The following is a 14999-nucleotide window of genomic DNA, read 5'->3' as shown; positions in this document are numbered from 1 at the left end:
TTTTTCCATCTCGTAGATTTAGTGAGTGGCGATTTGTTTTCGCCACCAATTGGCTTTACCTAATATTTCGCGTTCATCCAGCGTTTGTAACTGGCGATTAAGGAGTAACGCTTTGCCTTGCACCCATACGTGGGTGACACCTTGACCTGAATGGGTGTAAACCAGTTGCGATGCGGGGTTATATAAAGGTTGCGTTCCTAGTCCGCTTAAATCAATTGCGGTAATGTCGGCAAATTTCCCCGTTTCCAGGCTGCCGATTTTTTCCTCCATGCCCAGGGCTTTTGCGCCATTGAGTGTGGCCATACGCAATGCGGTGTGGGCATCCAATGCGGCGGCATCACCGGCAACCGCTTTAGCAAGTAATGCAGCCGTTTTTAATTCGCTAAATAAATCCAGGTCATTATTGCTAGCGGCACCATCGGTACCGAGTGCAACATTAATTCCGGCCTTTAATAATTTATCGACCGGGCAAAAGCCGCTCGCCAATTTCAAATTGGATTCCGGGCAGTGCACAACATGTGCGCCGGTTTGTTGTAGTAGTACTATATCCACATCAGTAATCTGCGTCATATGTACGCATTGTGTGAGTGGTGAGAGCAAGCCGAGCTCCATCAATCGCTGGGTTGGGCGTTTGCCGAATTTATTGAGCGATTCTTCTACTTCAAACGCAGTTTCATGCAGGTGGATCTGCACTGGCATATCCATTTCCTGTGCAAGCACAGCAATCTTTTGCAGCGGCGCATCCGATACCGTGTAGGGCGCATGAGGGCCAAAGGCAATATTGACAAGGTCTGTTGCGCGCAAGCTGTCGTGCAGGTTGAGGCCTTTGGCGAAGTAATCGTCAGCACCCAAACCCCACGAGGTGGCAAAGTCGAAAATTGGGAAACTGATTTGGCTGCGCATTTTGGCATCCAGGCAGACTTGGGCGGCCTGCTCCGGGTAAAAATACATATCGGCAAAGCAGGTGGTGCCGGTCTTAATCATTTCTGCCATGGCAAGCTGGGTGCCATCGCGTACAAACTCTTCTCCCACCCAGCGGCTCTCCGTTGGCCAAATGTGATCGTTAAGCCAGGTGTGCAGCGGTTGGTCGTCAGCATAACCCCGCAGCAGGCTCATCGCCGCATGACCGTGCGCATTGACAAGCCCGGGAATCAATACGTGGCTGCCGAGATTGATTGTTTCGGCAGCAGTAAAACGGCGCCCGGCTTCATCGCTGGGAATCATTGCCAGGATTCGCCCCTTATCGATTGCTATTGCGCAGTTTTCCAACACGCGATTTTCGGGTACCACAGGGATAATCCAGCGGGCTTTGATAATCAAATCAATCGGATGAGGTTCAGGGGTAGGCGTAAACATAGGCGTAAACTGGCGGCTTTGGTCGCAAAAAGGGGAGCCCAGTATACTGCAAAGCCTCTGCTCAGCCATGGCAGATTTGCGCAGCGGTTTATTGCTTTGGCTGCGCTTCTTTTACGGTTGAATTCGTCCGTATTTTCATAGTGATACGGATCTGCCAAGTGCCTATCCAGCAGATTTTATGCTACCATCGCGCCCCTGAATTAAGCGTTAGATGCATTTTTAGCCAGCCTTTTGTTTGGCCGGTAGTAGGGTAGCGGTTTTTGCTTGTATTTGATTGGTGCGCAAAACAAGCGCTATCGGTTTAATTGTTTGTAATCGCAGTCCGTAATCTACGCTTTTTAAGCCCATAGCTTTATATAAGAAAGGAAAGCTGTATTCCCATGGTCGAATTCGCCAAAGAAATATCACCAGTAAGTATCGAAGACGAACTCAAACAGTCCTACCTTGATTACGCCATGAGTGTAATCGTGGGTCGCGCCTTGCCCGATGTGCGCGATGGTTTGAAGCCCGTGCATCGCCGCGTGCTGTTTGCGATGAGCGAACTTAACAATGATTGGAATAAGCCTTACAAAAAATCTGCCCGTGTGGTGGGTGACGTAATTGGTAAATATCACCCGCACGGTGATACCGCCGTATACGACACCATCGTTCGTATGGCTCAGCCTTTCTCGTTGCGTTATATGCTGGTCGATGGCCAGGGTAACTTCGGTTCCGTAGACGGTGACCGTGCAGCAGCCATGCGTTATACCGAAATCCGTATGGCAAAAATTGCCCACGATCTGTTAGCGGATCTCGACAAAGAAACCGTCGATTTTGTACCCAACTACGACGGCACTGAACAAATTCCGGCAGTAATGCCAACCCGTATTCCCAACCTGTTGGTTAATGGCTCCTCCGGTATCGCCGTAGGTATGGCGACCAATATTCCGCCGCACAACTTAAAAGAAGTGGTGCAGGGCTGTTTAGAGTTAATCAATAACCCGGATATCACCATCGATGAGTTAATGGAATTTATCCCGGGGCCAGATTTCCCGACCGGCGCTATCATCAATGGCCGTGCAGGAATTGTGCAGGCATACCGCACTGGCCGCGGCAGCATTATCGTGCGCGCCAAAGCAGAAATTGAACGTGATGAAAAAACCGGCCGTGAAACCATTCTGATCCACGAAATTCCCTACCAATTAAATAAGGCGCGCCTGATTGAACGCATCGCCGAGTTGGTAAAAGAGAAGAAAATCGAAGGTATTAGCGAGTTGCGCGATGAGTCTGACAAAGACGGTATGCGCATTGTGATCGAAGTGAAGAAGAGCGAAGCAGCAGATGTATTGCTCAACAATCTCTACTCACAAACCCAATTGCAAACCACCTTCGGCGTCAACATTGTTGCGTTGGATGATGGCCAGCCAAAAATTCTCAACCTCAAACAATTGCTTGAGGCCTTTGTTAAGCATCGCCGTGAAGTGGTGACTCGCCGCACCGTATATTTGTTGCGCAAAGCGCGTGAGCGCGGCCATATTCTGGAAGGTTTGGCGGTTGCCATTTCCAATATTGATGAAGTTATTGCGCTGATTAAAAACTCGGCGTCGCCCGCCGAAGCAAAAGATAGTTTGATGGGGCGTGGCTGGAATGCGGCTGAGATGGCGCCTTACCTTGAGCGCGCCGGTGACGATGCTTGCCGCCCGGAAGATTTGGGTCCCGAGTTCGGCATGCGCGATGGACATTATTATTTGTCAGCCGCACAAGCGCAGGCGATTCTCGAATTGCGCCTACATCGTTTGACCGGCATGGAGCACGACAAGCTGCTCGCCGAATACGACGAAAAATTAATTCAGATAGCCGAGTTCCTCGAAATTCTAGGCAATGCCCTGCGCTTGATGGAAGTTATCCGTGAAGAATTAACGCAAGTTATTAATGACTACGGCGATAAGCGTCGCACAGAAATTGTGGCATCAACACTTGATTTGACCACTGAAGATTTGATCAATGTGGAAGATCGCGTTGTGACAATTTCTCACGGTGGTTATGCGAAGAGCCAACCGCTTGATGATTACCAGGCGCAGCGTCGCGGCGGTATGGGCAAATCTGCGACCGCTGTAAAAGATGAAGATTATGTTCAGCACTTATTGATCGCCAGCACCCACGATACAGTGCTGTTGTTTACTAACGCCGGTAAAGTGTATTGGCTGAAGGTTTATATGATTCCTGTCGCTGGTCGCCAATCACGTGGCCGTCCAGTTATCAACTTGTTGCCATCATTGGAAGAGGGTGAGCGCATCACCTCGATCCTGCCGGTGAAATCTTACGATGACGACAAGTTTATTTTCATGACCACCGCTAACGGTACAGTGAAGAAAACTGCGCTCACTCAATTCTCGCGTCAACGCAGCGTCGGTTTGCGTGCAATCGAATTGGATGAAGGTGATACCTTGGTGGGCACCGCTATCACCAACGGTTCATGCGATGTAATTCTGTTCTCAAGCTCTGGTAAAGCGGCGCGCTTCCGCGAATCGCAAGTGCGTGCGATGGGGCGCACCTCGCGTGGCGTACGCGGTATTCGTTTAGCTGAAGGTCAGCGCGTAGTCGGCATGGTCATCCCGATGGAAAACGGCCAGGTACTGACAGTCAGTGAAAATGGTTATGGCAAACGCACCGAAGTAGGCGAGTTCCCTGCTAAAGGTCGTGGCTCACAAGGTGTTATCGGTATGCAAACTACCGAGCGTAACGGGCAACTGGTTGGTGCGGTACAAGTGTTTGACGGTGAAGAAATCATGTTAATTTCTGACCAGGGCACTATGGTTCGTACACGCGTCGATGAAGTCTCTGTGCTGAGCCGTAATACCCAAGGCGTGCGGCTGATTAAATTGAAAGAAGGCGAGCGCATGCAAGGCTTGGAGCGCATTGAAGAGAATGTTGATGAAAATGCCAAGCGTGAATTGGCACGTGCGGAGGCAGCCGAAGGTGAAGAAGCGCTTGAAGATGGTGTAGCTGCAGATGATGTCTCAGACGATATCGTCGATGACGCGGCCGATGAAGTAGCCGACGAGTAATCAATCGATAGCTAAATGACCAATTAGTAAATTGAGTGGGCACATGAGCACTGACCAAACTGAAGCAGAAAAGCTGCTTGCATTGCGCAACAAAATCGATGCGATTGATGAAGAAATCGGTCGCTTGATTTCGGCGCGCGCAGAATGCGCGCAAGAAGTTGCGGATGTGAAAAAAGCGAATCTGCCTGAAGATGCCAAAATCTTGTTTTATCGCCCCGAGCGCGAAGCACAAGTATTGCGCAAAGCGATGGAGCGCAATAAAGGCCCGCTTAGCGATGAAGAAATGGCGCGCTTGTTTCGTGAAATTATGTCGGCTTGCTTGGCGCTGGAAAATCCAATTAAAGTCGCTTATCTCGGCCCGGAAGGAACATTTACCCAACAAGCATCGCTAAAACATTTCGGCCACTCGGCAGTTGTATTGCCATTCTCTGCGATTGATGAAGTGTTTCGTGAAGTGGAAGCCGGTGCGGTAAATTACGGCGTAGTTCCGGTAGAGAATTCTACCGAAGGTGTAGTAAACCACACGCTTGATAATTTTATGGGTTCCAACCTGAAAATTTGCGGTGAAGTTGAATTGCGTATTCATCACAATTTGATGGTGTCAGATGTCACCAGCGTTAATAGTATCACCCGTATTTATTCCCACTCCCAATCACTTGCACAATGTCGCAAGTGGTTGGATGCGCATTATCCTAACGCCGAGCGCATCGCCGTCAGCAGTAATGCTGAAGCAGCAAAACGTTTGAAAGGTGAGTGGAATGCAGCTGCTATTGCGGGCTCTATGGCAGCAGAACTGTACGGTTTGAAAATGATTGCCGAAAAAATTGAAGACCAGCCAGATAATTCAACGCGCTTTTTAATTATCGGTAAACAAGCGGTTCCGCAAAGTGGCGTTGATAAAACCTCTATCGTTGTCGCTATGCGCAATGAACCGGGCGCATTGCATAAATTATTGGAACCCTTCCATCGTCACAATATTGATTTAACTCGCGTAGAAACACGTCCATCGCGCACAGGTGCCTGGACTTACGTTTTCTTTATCGATTTCGCTGGGCATGTCGATGAGCCTTTGATCAGCGATGTGATGAAAGAAGTCGCCAGCCGTTGCGCCGATTTAAAATTGCTCGGCTCCTATCCCAAAGCGGTGTTGTGATTACTTATGTCCCAACCCTTAATCAATAAATTTGTTGTAGTTGGTATAGGTTTAATTGGTGGCAGCCTTGCCACTGGTTTGAAACAGCGTGGCGCCTGTGCGGAAGTCATTGGAATTGCGCGCAAATCCGATACCTGCACTGAGGCAGTTAATCATGGAGTAGTTGATCGCGCCTATACTTCTTTATGTGATATTGCTGGTGAATTAGGACAGGGCGATGTGATTTTTATCGCGGTACCGACACTGTCGGTAAGTGCTGTTCTGGATGAAATTAAAAGCTGCGTTGCTGATTCTGTAACCATCACAGATGGCGCTAGCGTGAAAGGCAGTGTGCAACGTGCTGCTGAAGCTGTGTTTGGAGTAGTGCCACCACAATTTGTGCTTGGACATCCTATTGCTGGTTCAGAAAAAAGTGGTGTTACTGCTGCGAATCCAAATCTTTATGAAAATCATCGCGTCATTCTCACTCCGCTGGAAAATACTTCTACCCAGCATTTTGATCTGGTTACCCGTATGTGGCAGGTTGTTGGTGCAGAAGTGTTAAGCATGTCAGTAGCGGAGCACGATGAAGTTCTTGGCGCAACCAGCCATCTGCCCCATGTAATTGCCTATTCATTAGTGGATACCTTGGCGCAAGATATTAAGAACCCTAATATTTTTCGTTATGCTGCCGGTGGTTTTCGGGATTTTACCCGCATCGCCTCCAGCGACCCGGTAATGTGGCACGATATTATGCGGGCAAATAAAACTGCGATTTTGCAATCGATGGATTTATTTATCGATAATCTCTCACGGTTGCGTAGCGGAATAGAGCATGAGGACAGTAGTTATTTACTCAGTGTATTTAGTCGCGCTAAAGAAGCACGCGATGAATTCACTCTCATGCTGGCAAAGCGTCATGCAGCCGCTAAGGAGGATTAAATCGGTTGCATCCAAACTAAAAGCAATAAACTTAGAATTATTTAGTCATTAAACCTTGTGCGTTGGTGCTATATAATCGCTGCTGTTTTTCTAACACTGCACCAATCACCAATGCGTACTCAATCTGGTAACTATTGAATGTCAAACTACAGCTTGACTCATCTCAAACAGCTAGAAGCTGAAAGCATCCATATCATCCGCGAGGTGGCTGCTGAATTTGATAAGCCGGTTATGCTTTACTCTGTGGGTAAAGATTCTGCCGTGATGATGCACCTCACTATGAAAGCCTTTTTCCCCGGTAAGCCACCATTTCCTATGATGCATGTGGATACCACTTGGAAATTTCGTGAAATGATCGAGTTTCGTGATCAGCGCATCAAGGAGCTGGGATGGGATTTGATTGTGCATATTAATCAAGAAGGTGTGGATATGGGGATTAGCCCTTTTGTTCACGGCAGTGCCAAACACACCGATATCATGAAAACCCAAGGTTTGAAACAGGCGTTGAATAAATACGGTTTTGATGCTGCATTTGGCGGTGCACGCCGCGACGAGGAAAAGTCGCGAGCGAAAGAGCGTGTATATTCTTTCCGCGACAAAAATCATCGCTGGGATCCAAAAAATCAACGCCCAGAGTTGTGGAATATTTATAACGGTCGCGTAGATAAAGGTGAAAGCATCCGTGTGTTCCCGTTATCCAACTGGACGGAACTGGATATTTGGCAATATATTCATCTGGAAAATATCCCCATTGTCCCTCTTTATTTTGCGGCAAAACGTCCTGTTGTTGAGCGTGATGGCACGCTTATTATGGTTGATGATGATCGCATGCCTATTGGCCCGAACGACAAAATTGAAGAGAAAATGGTGCGTTTCCGTACACTCGGTTGTTATCCGCTGACTGGCGCTGTTGAATCCGAGGCGACCACCTTGCCGGAAATTATTCAAGAGATGCTGCTGACCACTACCTCAGAGCGTCAGGGCAGAGTTATCGATCACGACAGTTCCGGCTCCATGGAAAAGAAAAAGCAAGAAGGCTATTTCTAAAGTCCGTTAACACAATGTTTATCACATCTTACTGATTGCAAAGAGACCCTTATGAGTCATCAGTCCGAATTAATTGCACAGGATATCAACGCATATCTCGCGCAACATGAACAAAAAGAATTGCTGCGTTTTTTAACCTGCGGCAGTGTGGATGATGGAAAAAGCACCCTGATTGGCCGCTTGTTGCACGACTCCAAAATGATTTACGAAGATCAATTGGATGCAATACGTTCCGACAGCGTCAAGCACGGTACAACTGGTGAAAAAATTGATCTGGCGTTGTTAGTTGATGGTTTGCAAGCAGAGCGTGAGCAGGGCATTACTATCGATGTTGCATATCGTTATTTTTCTACCGCGAAACGTAAATTTATTATCGCGGATACTCCAGGACATGAACAGTACACGCGCAATATGGCAACGGGTGCATCTACTTGCGACCTTGCCATTATTTTGATCGATGCACGCTACGGTGTAGTGACGCAAACTCGTCGTCACAGTTACATAGCTTCGCTACTAGGTATTAAACATATTGTTGTCGCCGTAAACAAAATGGACTTGTTGAATTTCGATCAGGCTGTGTTTGAAAAAATCAAACAGGATTATTTTGATTTCTCCGCAAAGCTCGGCATGAAGAATGTAATGTTTGTACCTATCTCCGCGCTGGACGGCGATAACGTTGTCAATCGCTCTGAGCGATCGCCATGGTATCAAGGTCAAACTTTGATGGAAATTTTTGAAACTGTACCTATCGCAGGCGATAAAAATTTCTCGGATTTTCGTTTCCCCGTGCAGTATGTCAATCGCCCTAATCTCGATTTTCGTGGTTTCTGTGGCAATGTCGCCTCTGGCGTAGTGAAAGTTGGTGATGAAGTTCGTGTATTACCTTCAGGAAAAACTAGCCATGTGAAGTCTATCGTGACTTACGATGGCGACCTAGCGGAAGCTTTTACCGGTCAGGCAGTAACATTAACGCTTACAACCGAGGTTGATGTAAGCCGCGGTGATATGTTGGTGTTAGCAAAAGATTCGGTGCCTCAGTCAAATCATCTTAAAGCGCATATAGTCTGGATGGCAGAAAAAACAACCGAGGCTAATTCTGAGTATTTGTTCAAATTTGCTAGCAAAGTGGTAAGTGGTATCGTTGAAGCTATCGATTATCGCATTGATGTAAATACACAAGAACACTCAATAGTTAATCAGCTACAACTGAATGATATCGCTGTTGTTGATATTTTATTGACCCAGCCGGTGGTTGCCGACCAGTACAGCAATAATCGCGCAACGGGTGCATTTATTGTGATTGATCGCCTGACGAATATCACTGTCGGTGCAGGTATGGTAATTGAGCAATTAGCGGCAAAAGCCACTTCAGCAACGAATTTCAGTGAGTTTGAATTGGAGTTGAATGCACTTATCCGAAAACACTTCCCTCACTGGAATGCTGCTGATTTGCAAAAGCTGCTTAAGTGATAAATAAAGCACCCTTCAGAAAGCCCTGATGAGAATCAGGGCTTTTTTTTTGCTGTTTTTTGTAAGAAATCTCGCACATTCAATATGGTGATTGTCTGCTTTTTAACACGCCGTCGGGCCAATATTCTCTACCTGCGCGCACCGAATGGAAAGCAGCGTATTTTCAATATCAATTAATAAGGAGTTATTTCATGAAGTTTATTCTTTCGCTCGCCTCAATTGTCATTTTATCTTTTGGTACTTCTTCACTGGCATTCGCAGCGGAGGTGTCTGCCACTAAGGCTCCAGTTGCAAAGGTGGAGGCAGTGACAACTCAAGAAGCAATTAACATCAATACTGCGGATGTACAGGAATTAACCAAACTGAAAGGGGTTGGTGTGAAGAAGGCCGAAGCTATCATTGCGTGGCGCGAGGAGAACGGCAACTTCAAAACTGTGGATCAGTTATTGGAGGTGAAGGGAATCGGGGAGGTAACTCTTGCTCAAAATCGCGAAAATATTCGTATTTAGGTATTTGGTGGCGCCCTGCGGGCGTTAACGAATGAATTTTGCGTTGTTTTTTGTTTTAATGGGAGCCCGAGTTTAGTAACTCGGGCTCTTCTTTTTTGTGAGGTAAAGAAATGTCCACTCTGGATCCGCGCATTGTTGTTGCAATGGATTTTGACAATGCTGATCAATGTCTCGCCATTGCAAAACGATTATCTCCACTGGATTGCCGCTTGAAAGTAGGTAAAGAGCTTTTTACTGCGTGCGGGCCAAAAATAGTTGAACAATTAATGGCGTCGGGTTTTGAGATTTTTCTCGACCTTAAATTCCATGACATTCCCACCACTACCAGCAAAGCTGTTAAAGCCGCCGCTGAGCTTGGTGTATGGATGGTCAATGTACACGCATCCGGCGGAGAGCGCATGATGGTTGCGGCGCGTGAGATATTGGAACGGCGTGCGGGTAAGCCGCCGTTGTTGATTGCAGTCACAGTGCTGACCAGTATGGAGGCAAGTGATTTATCCGGGGTGGGAATTTTGTGCAGCCCCGAAGAACAAGTTATGAGGTTAGCTCGCCTGACCCACAGTTGTGGTCTTGATGGAATTGTTTGTTCGGCTCAGGAGGCGACCTTAATGCGTACCCAGTTTGGGAAGGATTTTTGCCTTGTTACACCAGGTATTCGCCTGGATACATCACCCGTTGATGATCAGCGACGCACCTTGACACCCGCTGCTGCACTTGTCGCCGGGAGTAGTTATTTAGTGATTGGGCGACCGATTACCCAGTCCCCTGATCCGGCTGAGACTTGCAAGTCTATTATTCAAACCCTGTGCTAATGCTTTACGCTGTTATTAAGGAATGTGGTGCGCGATATGAATGTTTCTGCCCCTATTGTTATCACTATTGATGGTCCAAGTGGCTCCGGTAAAGGCACCCTCAGCCAGATGTTGGCTCGCCATTTGGGATATCATTTGCTGGATAGTGGTGCGCTTTATCGGTTGGTTGCACTGGCAGCGATGAAAAAAGGCACTGATTTAAACAGCGAAGATGAAGTAAGTCAGGTAGCAGCAGCGCTGGACGTGATATTTAGCCTTGAAAATGACAACTCGGCGCAGATTTTGCTGGAGGGAGTAAAGGTGACTGATGCAATTCGTCAGGAAGCGGTGAGCATGGCTGCATCAAAAGTGGCAGCCTACCCAAGTGTAAGGGCAGCTTTACTTGATCGTCAGCGCTCTTTTGCAGTTTCGCCAGGACTGATTGCTGACGGCCGCGATATGGGGACTACAGTATTTCCGACAGCACATGTAAAACTATTTTTGACCGCAAGTGCGGAGGCTCGTGCGGAGCGTCGCTACAAGCAGTTATGCAAAAAAGGAGAGATTGTTGATATGGCCGAGTTAGTTCGAGATATACGTGAGCGGGATGAGCGCGATTCCAATCGTTCCATTTCCCCGCTCAAACCAGCAAAGGATGCGGTAATTATTGATAGCACCACTATGACTATTGATGAAGTTTTTACAAAAATGCTGGCAGCAATTACATGATTCCTTACTTCCCTCGATCTGTGTCAACAAACGGTAAGAATGCTCAACTAGTTTGCACACAATATTTTCTTCATAACAATATTTTTAACATGACAGCATCGGACTCCAAGATATCCTCCACTCAAGATGAGATTAGAATATGACCTTGACTTGCTTTAAAGCCTACGATATCCGTGGAAAATTGGGTGACGAGCTCAATGAAGATATCGTCTATCGTATTGGTCGTGCTTATGCGCAGTTTCTAAAGCCTAAAAGTGTAGTTGTGGGTGGTGATGTACGCCTGACAAGTAAAACATTGAAAAATGCATTAAGTAATGGTTTGCGCGATGAGGGTGTCGATGTCATAGACATAGGAATGACTGGAACGGAAGAAATTTATTTTGCAACCAGTTATTTAAAAACTGACGGCGGTATTGAGATTACAGCAAGCCACAATCCAATTGATTACAACGGTATGAAGTTGGTGCGCGCCAATTCAAAGCCAATTAGTGGTGATACAGGGTTGAATGATATTAAGCGGTTAGCTGAGGATAATAATTTTTCTCCTGTAAATTTTGCGGCACGTGGCAGTATCCGTGAACTCAGTACTTTAGACGCTTATGTTCAGCATCTAATGTCTTACGTCGATGTCGCGCAGTTAAAGCCATTGCGATTGGTCGTCAATGCCGGTAACGGTGCTGCAGGTCATGTTATCGATGCCATAGAAAAATATCTTCCCTTTGAATTTATTAAAATTAATCATGAGCCAGATGGTACGTTCCCCAATGGAATTCCCAATCCATTATTGGTAGAAAACCGTGCATCTACTACTGCCGCAGTTATTGCGCATAAAGCGGATATGGGAATTGCATGGGATGGAGATTTTGACCGTTGCTTCCTCTTTGATGAAACGGGTGCATTCACAGAAGGTTATTACATTGTTGGCTTGTTGGCCGAGGCTTTCTTGCTCAAAAACCCAGGGGCAAAAATTATTCATGATCCACGGTTAACCTGGAATACATTGGATATTGCTAAACAAAATGGCGGCTTGGCTATTCAATCCAAAACTGGTCATGCCTTTATTAAAGAGCGTATGCGCGAGGAAGATGCAGTTTATGGCGGTGAAATGAGTGCGCATCATTATTTCCGTGATTTTTTTTACTGCGATAGCGGCATGATTCCCTGGTTATTGGTGTGTGAGCTGTTGAGCCGAAAGCAGCAAACATTATCCAGTATGCTAGAAGATCGTATTGCCAAGTTTCCGTCACCGGGCGAAATTAATAGCCACGTTGCCGATGCAAAAGTTGCCATAGACAAAGTATTTAATCACTACGTTTCGGCTGCCAAGTTTATTGACAAGACGGATGGAATTAGTCTGGAGTTTGATGATTGGCGGTTTAATTTACGGATGTCAAACACGGAACCTGTAGTGCGTTTAAATGTGGAAAGTCGTAACAACCAAATGTTGGTTGATCAAAAAACAACGGAAGTATTGAATTTACTCAACAGCTAAAATAAAAATTTAGAAGGGTACAGTTATGCAGGTTAAGAAAGCGGTTATCCCAGTAGCGGGTCTCGGAACACGTATGTTGCCGGCAACCAAAGCAATTCCGAAAGAAATGCTGCCGGTTGTTGATAAGCCATTGATTCAATATGTGATCGAAGAAGCAGCCGCAGCAGGCATTAAAGAAATCGTATTAGTAACTCATGCAAGTAAAAATGCGATCGAAAATCACTTCGATACAAGTTTTGAATTAGAGGCGCAACTTGAGTCGCGTTTGAAGAGGTCACTATTAGCGGAGGTGCGCTCCATTACGCCCCCTGGACTTACAGTTATTTCTGTTCGCCAAGCCGAAGCAAAGGGATTAGGGCATGCAATTCTGTGCGCTAAATCAGTTGTAGGTGACGAGCCGTTCGCTGTCTTGTTGCCCGATGTGATTGTAGATAATGCAGAGTGTAATCTGAAGCAAGACAACCTGGCTGGCATGACCAAACGTTTCCAAGAGACTGGTAATAGTCAGATTTTGGTAGAGCAGGTGCCTCATGACCAAGTTGATAAATACGGTGTGGTTGATTGCTCTGGCGTAGAAATTCCACCTGGAAAAACAGCAGTTATTAAAGCAATGGTAGAAAAGCCGCCTGTAGATGAAGCTCCCTCAAATATGGCAATCGTTGGTCGCTATGTTTTGTCAAAAACTGTATGGGATTTGTTGGCGAAAACGATGCCAGGGGCGGGCGGGGAGATTCAACTTACTGATGCTTTGGATGCGCTTCTCGGTCAAGAAACTGTTGAAGCATATCAATTGGTGGGGCGCAGCCATGATTGTGGAACAAAAATTGGTTACCTGATGGCGAATGTTATTTATGGCGAACGTCACAGTGATATCGGCAGTAAATTTAAAATATTTTTAAAAGATCGCTACAAAGTTTAACTATAGATGAGGCTCGAACTGCTTGCTGCGAGAAGCCATTTTTAGGTGAGCAGTAAGTTATTCTGATAAATGGCTTAAGGTGCGACATTTTTCATTAAGGAGAATTAATTGATTATACCTGTAATACTTGCTGGCGGCTCAGGAACGCGCCTGTGGCCTTTGTCGCGTAAACATTACCCAAAACAATTACTGAAATTGTTTGGCGATAAAACCATGCTGCAGCAAACATTGCTGCGCTTGCAAGGCGTGCCACACCTTGCTCCATCCATTGTGGTCTGCAATGAAGAACATCGATTCATGGTCGCGGAACAATTACATGAAATTGGCCAGCAAAAATCGTCAATAATTTTAGAGCCTATTGCCCGCAATACTGCGCCTGCATTGGCACTTGCTGCTATTCATGCGCGAACATTAGGCGATAACCCCATTCTCTTGGTGTTGTCAGCTGATCATATGATTAGTGATGTTGCAGTATTTCAGGCCGCACTTGCTGATGCCATTAAAGCGGCAGAGCTTGGACATCTTGCTACTTTTGGTGTTCAGCCAACTCGCCCTGAAACAGGATACGGATACATTAAAACCCTGAATGGAGCAGTCACTGAGGCCGCGGCGTTTTTCCCCGTAGCCCAGTTTGTAGAAAAGCCTGATCTTGCGACCGCAGAACAGTATCTTGCCGAAGGTTGTTACTATTGGAATAGCGGGATGTTTGTATTCCAGACAGAGGTGTTTTTGCGTGAACTTCAAAGCCAGAGCCCGGATGTTGTTGTTGCTGCTGAGCAAGCAAAAGCCTGGGCTGTGCAGGATCTGGATTTTATTCGTGTTGATAAAGAATCTTTTGCGCAAGCACCCAATATTTCGATTGATTATGCGCTTATGGAAAAAAGCCGAAATGTAGTTTGTGTCCCGCTCGATGCCGGATGGAGTGATGTGGGGGATTGGAAATCTTTTTGGGATCTTTCTGACAAAGATACTGCAGGCAATAGTCTGATTGGTGACAGTATCGATATAGGGTCAACCAATACGTTGGTTTTCTCTCAAGATAAATTGGTGGCCACATTAGGTGTTAATAATTTAATGATTATCAACACTCCGGATGCCGTGTTGGTGGCTGATAAATCCCAAGCGCAACAGGTTAAGTCAATTATTACCCACATCGAAAAGCAGAACCGTTCTGAGCATCTTCAGCATCGTGAAATTTATCGTCCATGGGGCTGTTATGACGCGATAGATACTGGTGATCGCTATCAGGTAAATCGTATACGCGTAAAACCTGGAGGTAGCTTGTCACTGCAGGTCCATCACCATCGTGCAGAACATTGGATAGTTGTCAAAGGAACAGCTCTTGTTCAAAAAGGCGAAGAAACGCTTTTGTTGTCCGAAAATGAATCTACTTACATTCCAGTTGGCACGAAACATAGATTAAGCAATCCTGGAAAAATACCTTTGGAAATTGTTGAAGTGCAGTCAGGTCCGTATCTAGAGGAGGATGATGTAATTCGTTACGAAGATAGTTATGGTCGATCTTAAGAAAGCTTATCAATCTATTTTTAACAGGCTAGGGAGTT

12 protein-coding genes are annotated in these 14999 nt (G+C 46.2%); 11 read left to right on the top strand and 1 reads right to left on the bottom strand.

The features are described from left to right. Window positions 1-18: 18 nt before the first annotated feature. Window positions 19-1356, bottom strand: coding sequence for a TRZ/ATZ family hydrolase (locus B4E62_RS12860; protein WP_331352330.1), 1338 nt, complete (start codon window positions 1354-1356; stop codon window positions 19-21). A gap of 380 nt (window positions 1357-1736) precedes the next feature. Here B4E62_RS12860 and gyrA point away from each other — a divergent pair, with 380 nt between their 5' ends. From gyrA to B4E62_RS12805, 11 genes are all read left to right on the top strand, one after another. Beyond that, on the top strand, window positions 1737-4403 hold the full coding sequence (gyrA, locus tag B4E62_RS12855; protein WP_331352329.1) for a DNA gyrase subunit A: 2667 nt from the start codon (window positions 1737-1739) through the stop codon (window positions 4401-4403). Between the two features lie 43 nt (window positions 4404-4446). Then, entirely contained in the window at window positions 4447-5556 is a 1110-nt protein-coding gene (pheA, locus tag B4E62_RS12850) for a prephenate dehydratase (protein WP_310070795.1), read from the top strand. 6 nt (window positions 5557-5562) lie between these two features. Then, window positions 5563-6477 carry a prephenate dehydrogenase/arogenate dehydrogenase family protein gene (locus B4E62_RS12845; RefSeq protein WP_310070797.1) on the top strand — a complete coding sequence of 305 codons (915 nt, stop codon included), beginning with the start codon at window positions 5563-5565 and terminating at the stop codon, window positions 6475-6477. 138 nt (window positions 6478-6615) lie between these two features. Continuing rightward, window positions 6616-7524: a sulfate adenylyltransferase subunit CysD gene (gene cysD, locus B4E62_RS12840; RefSeq protein ID WP_310070800.1), complete on the top strand. Its 909-nt coding sequence runs from the start codon at window positions 6616-6618 to the stop codon at window positions 7522-7524. A gap of 51 nt (window positions 7525-7575) precedes the next feature. Beyond that, a complete protein-coding gene (cysN, locus tag B4E62_RS12835) occupies window positions 7576-8994 on the top strand; it encodes a sulfate adenylyltransferase subunit CysN (protein WP_310070803.1) in 1419 nt (472 codons plus the stop codon). A gap of 191 nt (window positions 8995-9185) precedes the next feature. Further along, entirely contained in the window at window positions 9186-9503 is a 318-nt protein-coding gene (locus B4E62_RS12830; protein WP_331352328.1) for a ComEA family DNA-binding protein, read from the top strand. A 110-nt stretch (window positions 9504-9613) separates the two neighbouring features. Beyond that, window positions 9614-10315: an orotidine-5'-phosphate decarboxylase gene (gene pyrF / locus B4E62_RS12825; RefSeq protein ID WP_331352327.1), complete on the top strand. Its 702-nt coding sequence runs from the start codon at window positions 9614-9616 to the stop codon at window positions 10313-10315. A gap of 36 nt (window positions 10316-10351) precedes the next feature. Next, window positions 10352-11023, top strand: a complete 672-nt coding sequence (gene cmk / locus B4E62_RS12820; protein ID WP_310070809.1) for a (d)CMP kinase — start codon at window positions 10352-10354, stop codon at window positions 11021-11023. 139 nt (window positions 11024-11162) lie between these two features. Then, window positions 11163-12515, top strand: coding sequence for a phosphomannomutase CpsG (locus B4E62_RS12815; RefSeq protein ID WP_310070812.1), 1353 nt, complete (start codon window positions 11163-11165; stop codon window positions 12513-12515). A gap of 25 nt (window positions 12516-12540) precedes the next feature. Further along, a complete protein-coding gene (galU, locus tag B4E62_RS12810; RefSeq protein WP_310070814.1) occupies window positions 12541-13434 on the top strand; it encodes a UTP--glucose-1-phosphate uridylyltransferase GalU in 894 nt (297 codons plus the stop codon). Window positions 13435-13542: 108 nt separating this feature from the next. Beyond that, the gene (locus B4E62_RS12805; RefSeq protein ID WP_310070817.1) at window positions 13543-14961 is read left to right on the top strand and encodes a mannose-1-phosphate guanylyltransferase/mannose-6-phosphate isomerase; all 1419 of its coding nucleotides are present in this window, start codon (window positions 13543-13545) and stop codon (window positions 14959-14961) included. The last annotated feature ends 38 nt before the right edge of the window (window positions 14962-14999 follow it).

Source organism: Cellvibrio sp. UBA7671 (assembly GCA_002483145.1).
In the GTDB taxonomy this organism is placed as follows: Bacteria; Pseudomonadota; Gammaproteobacteria; order Pseudomonadales; family Cellvibrionaceae; genus Cellvibrio; species Cellvibrio fibrivorans.
The sequence above is the reverse complement of the archived record's forward strand: the minus strand, read 5'-3'. Positions and strand labels throughout refer to the sequence as shown.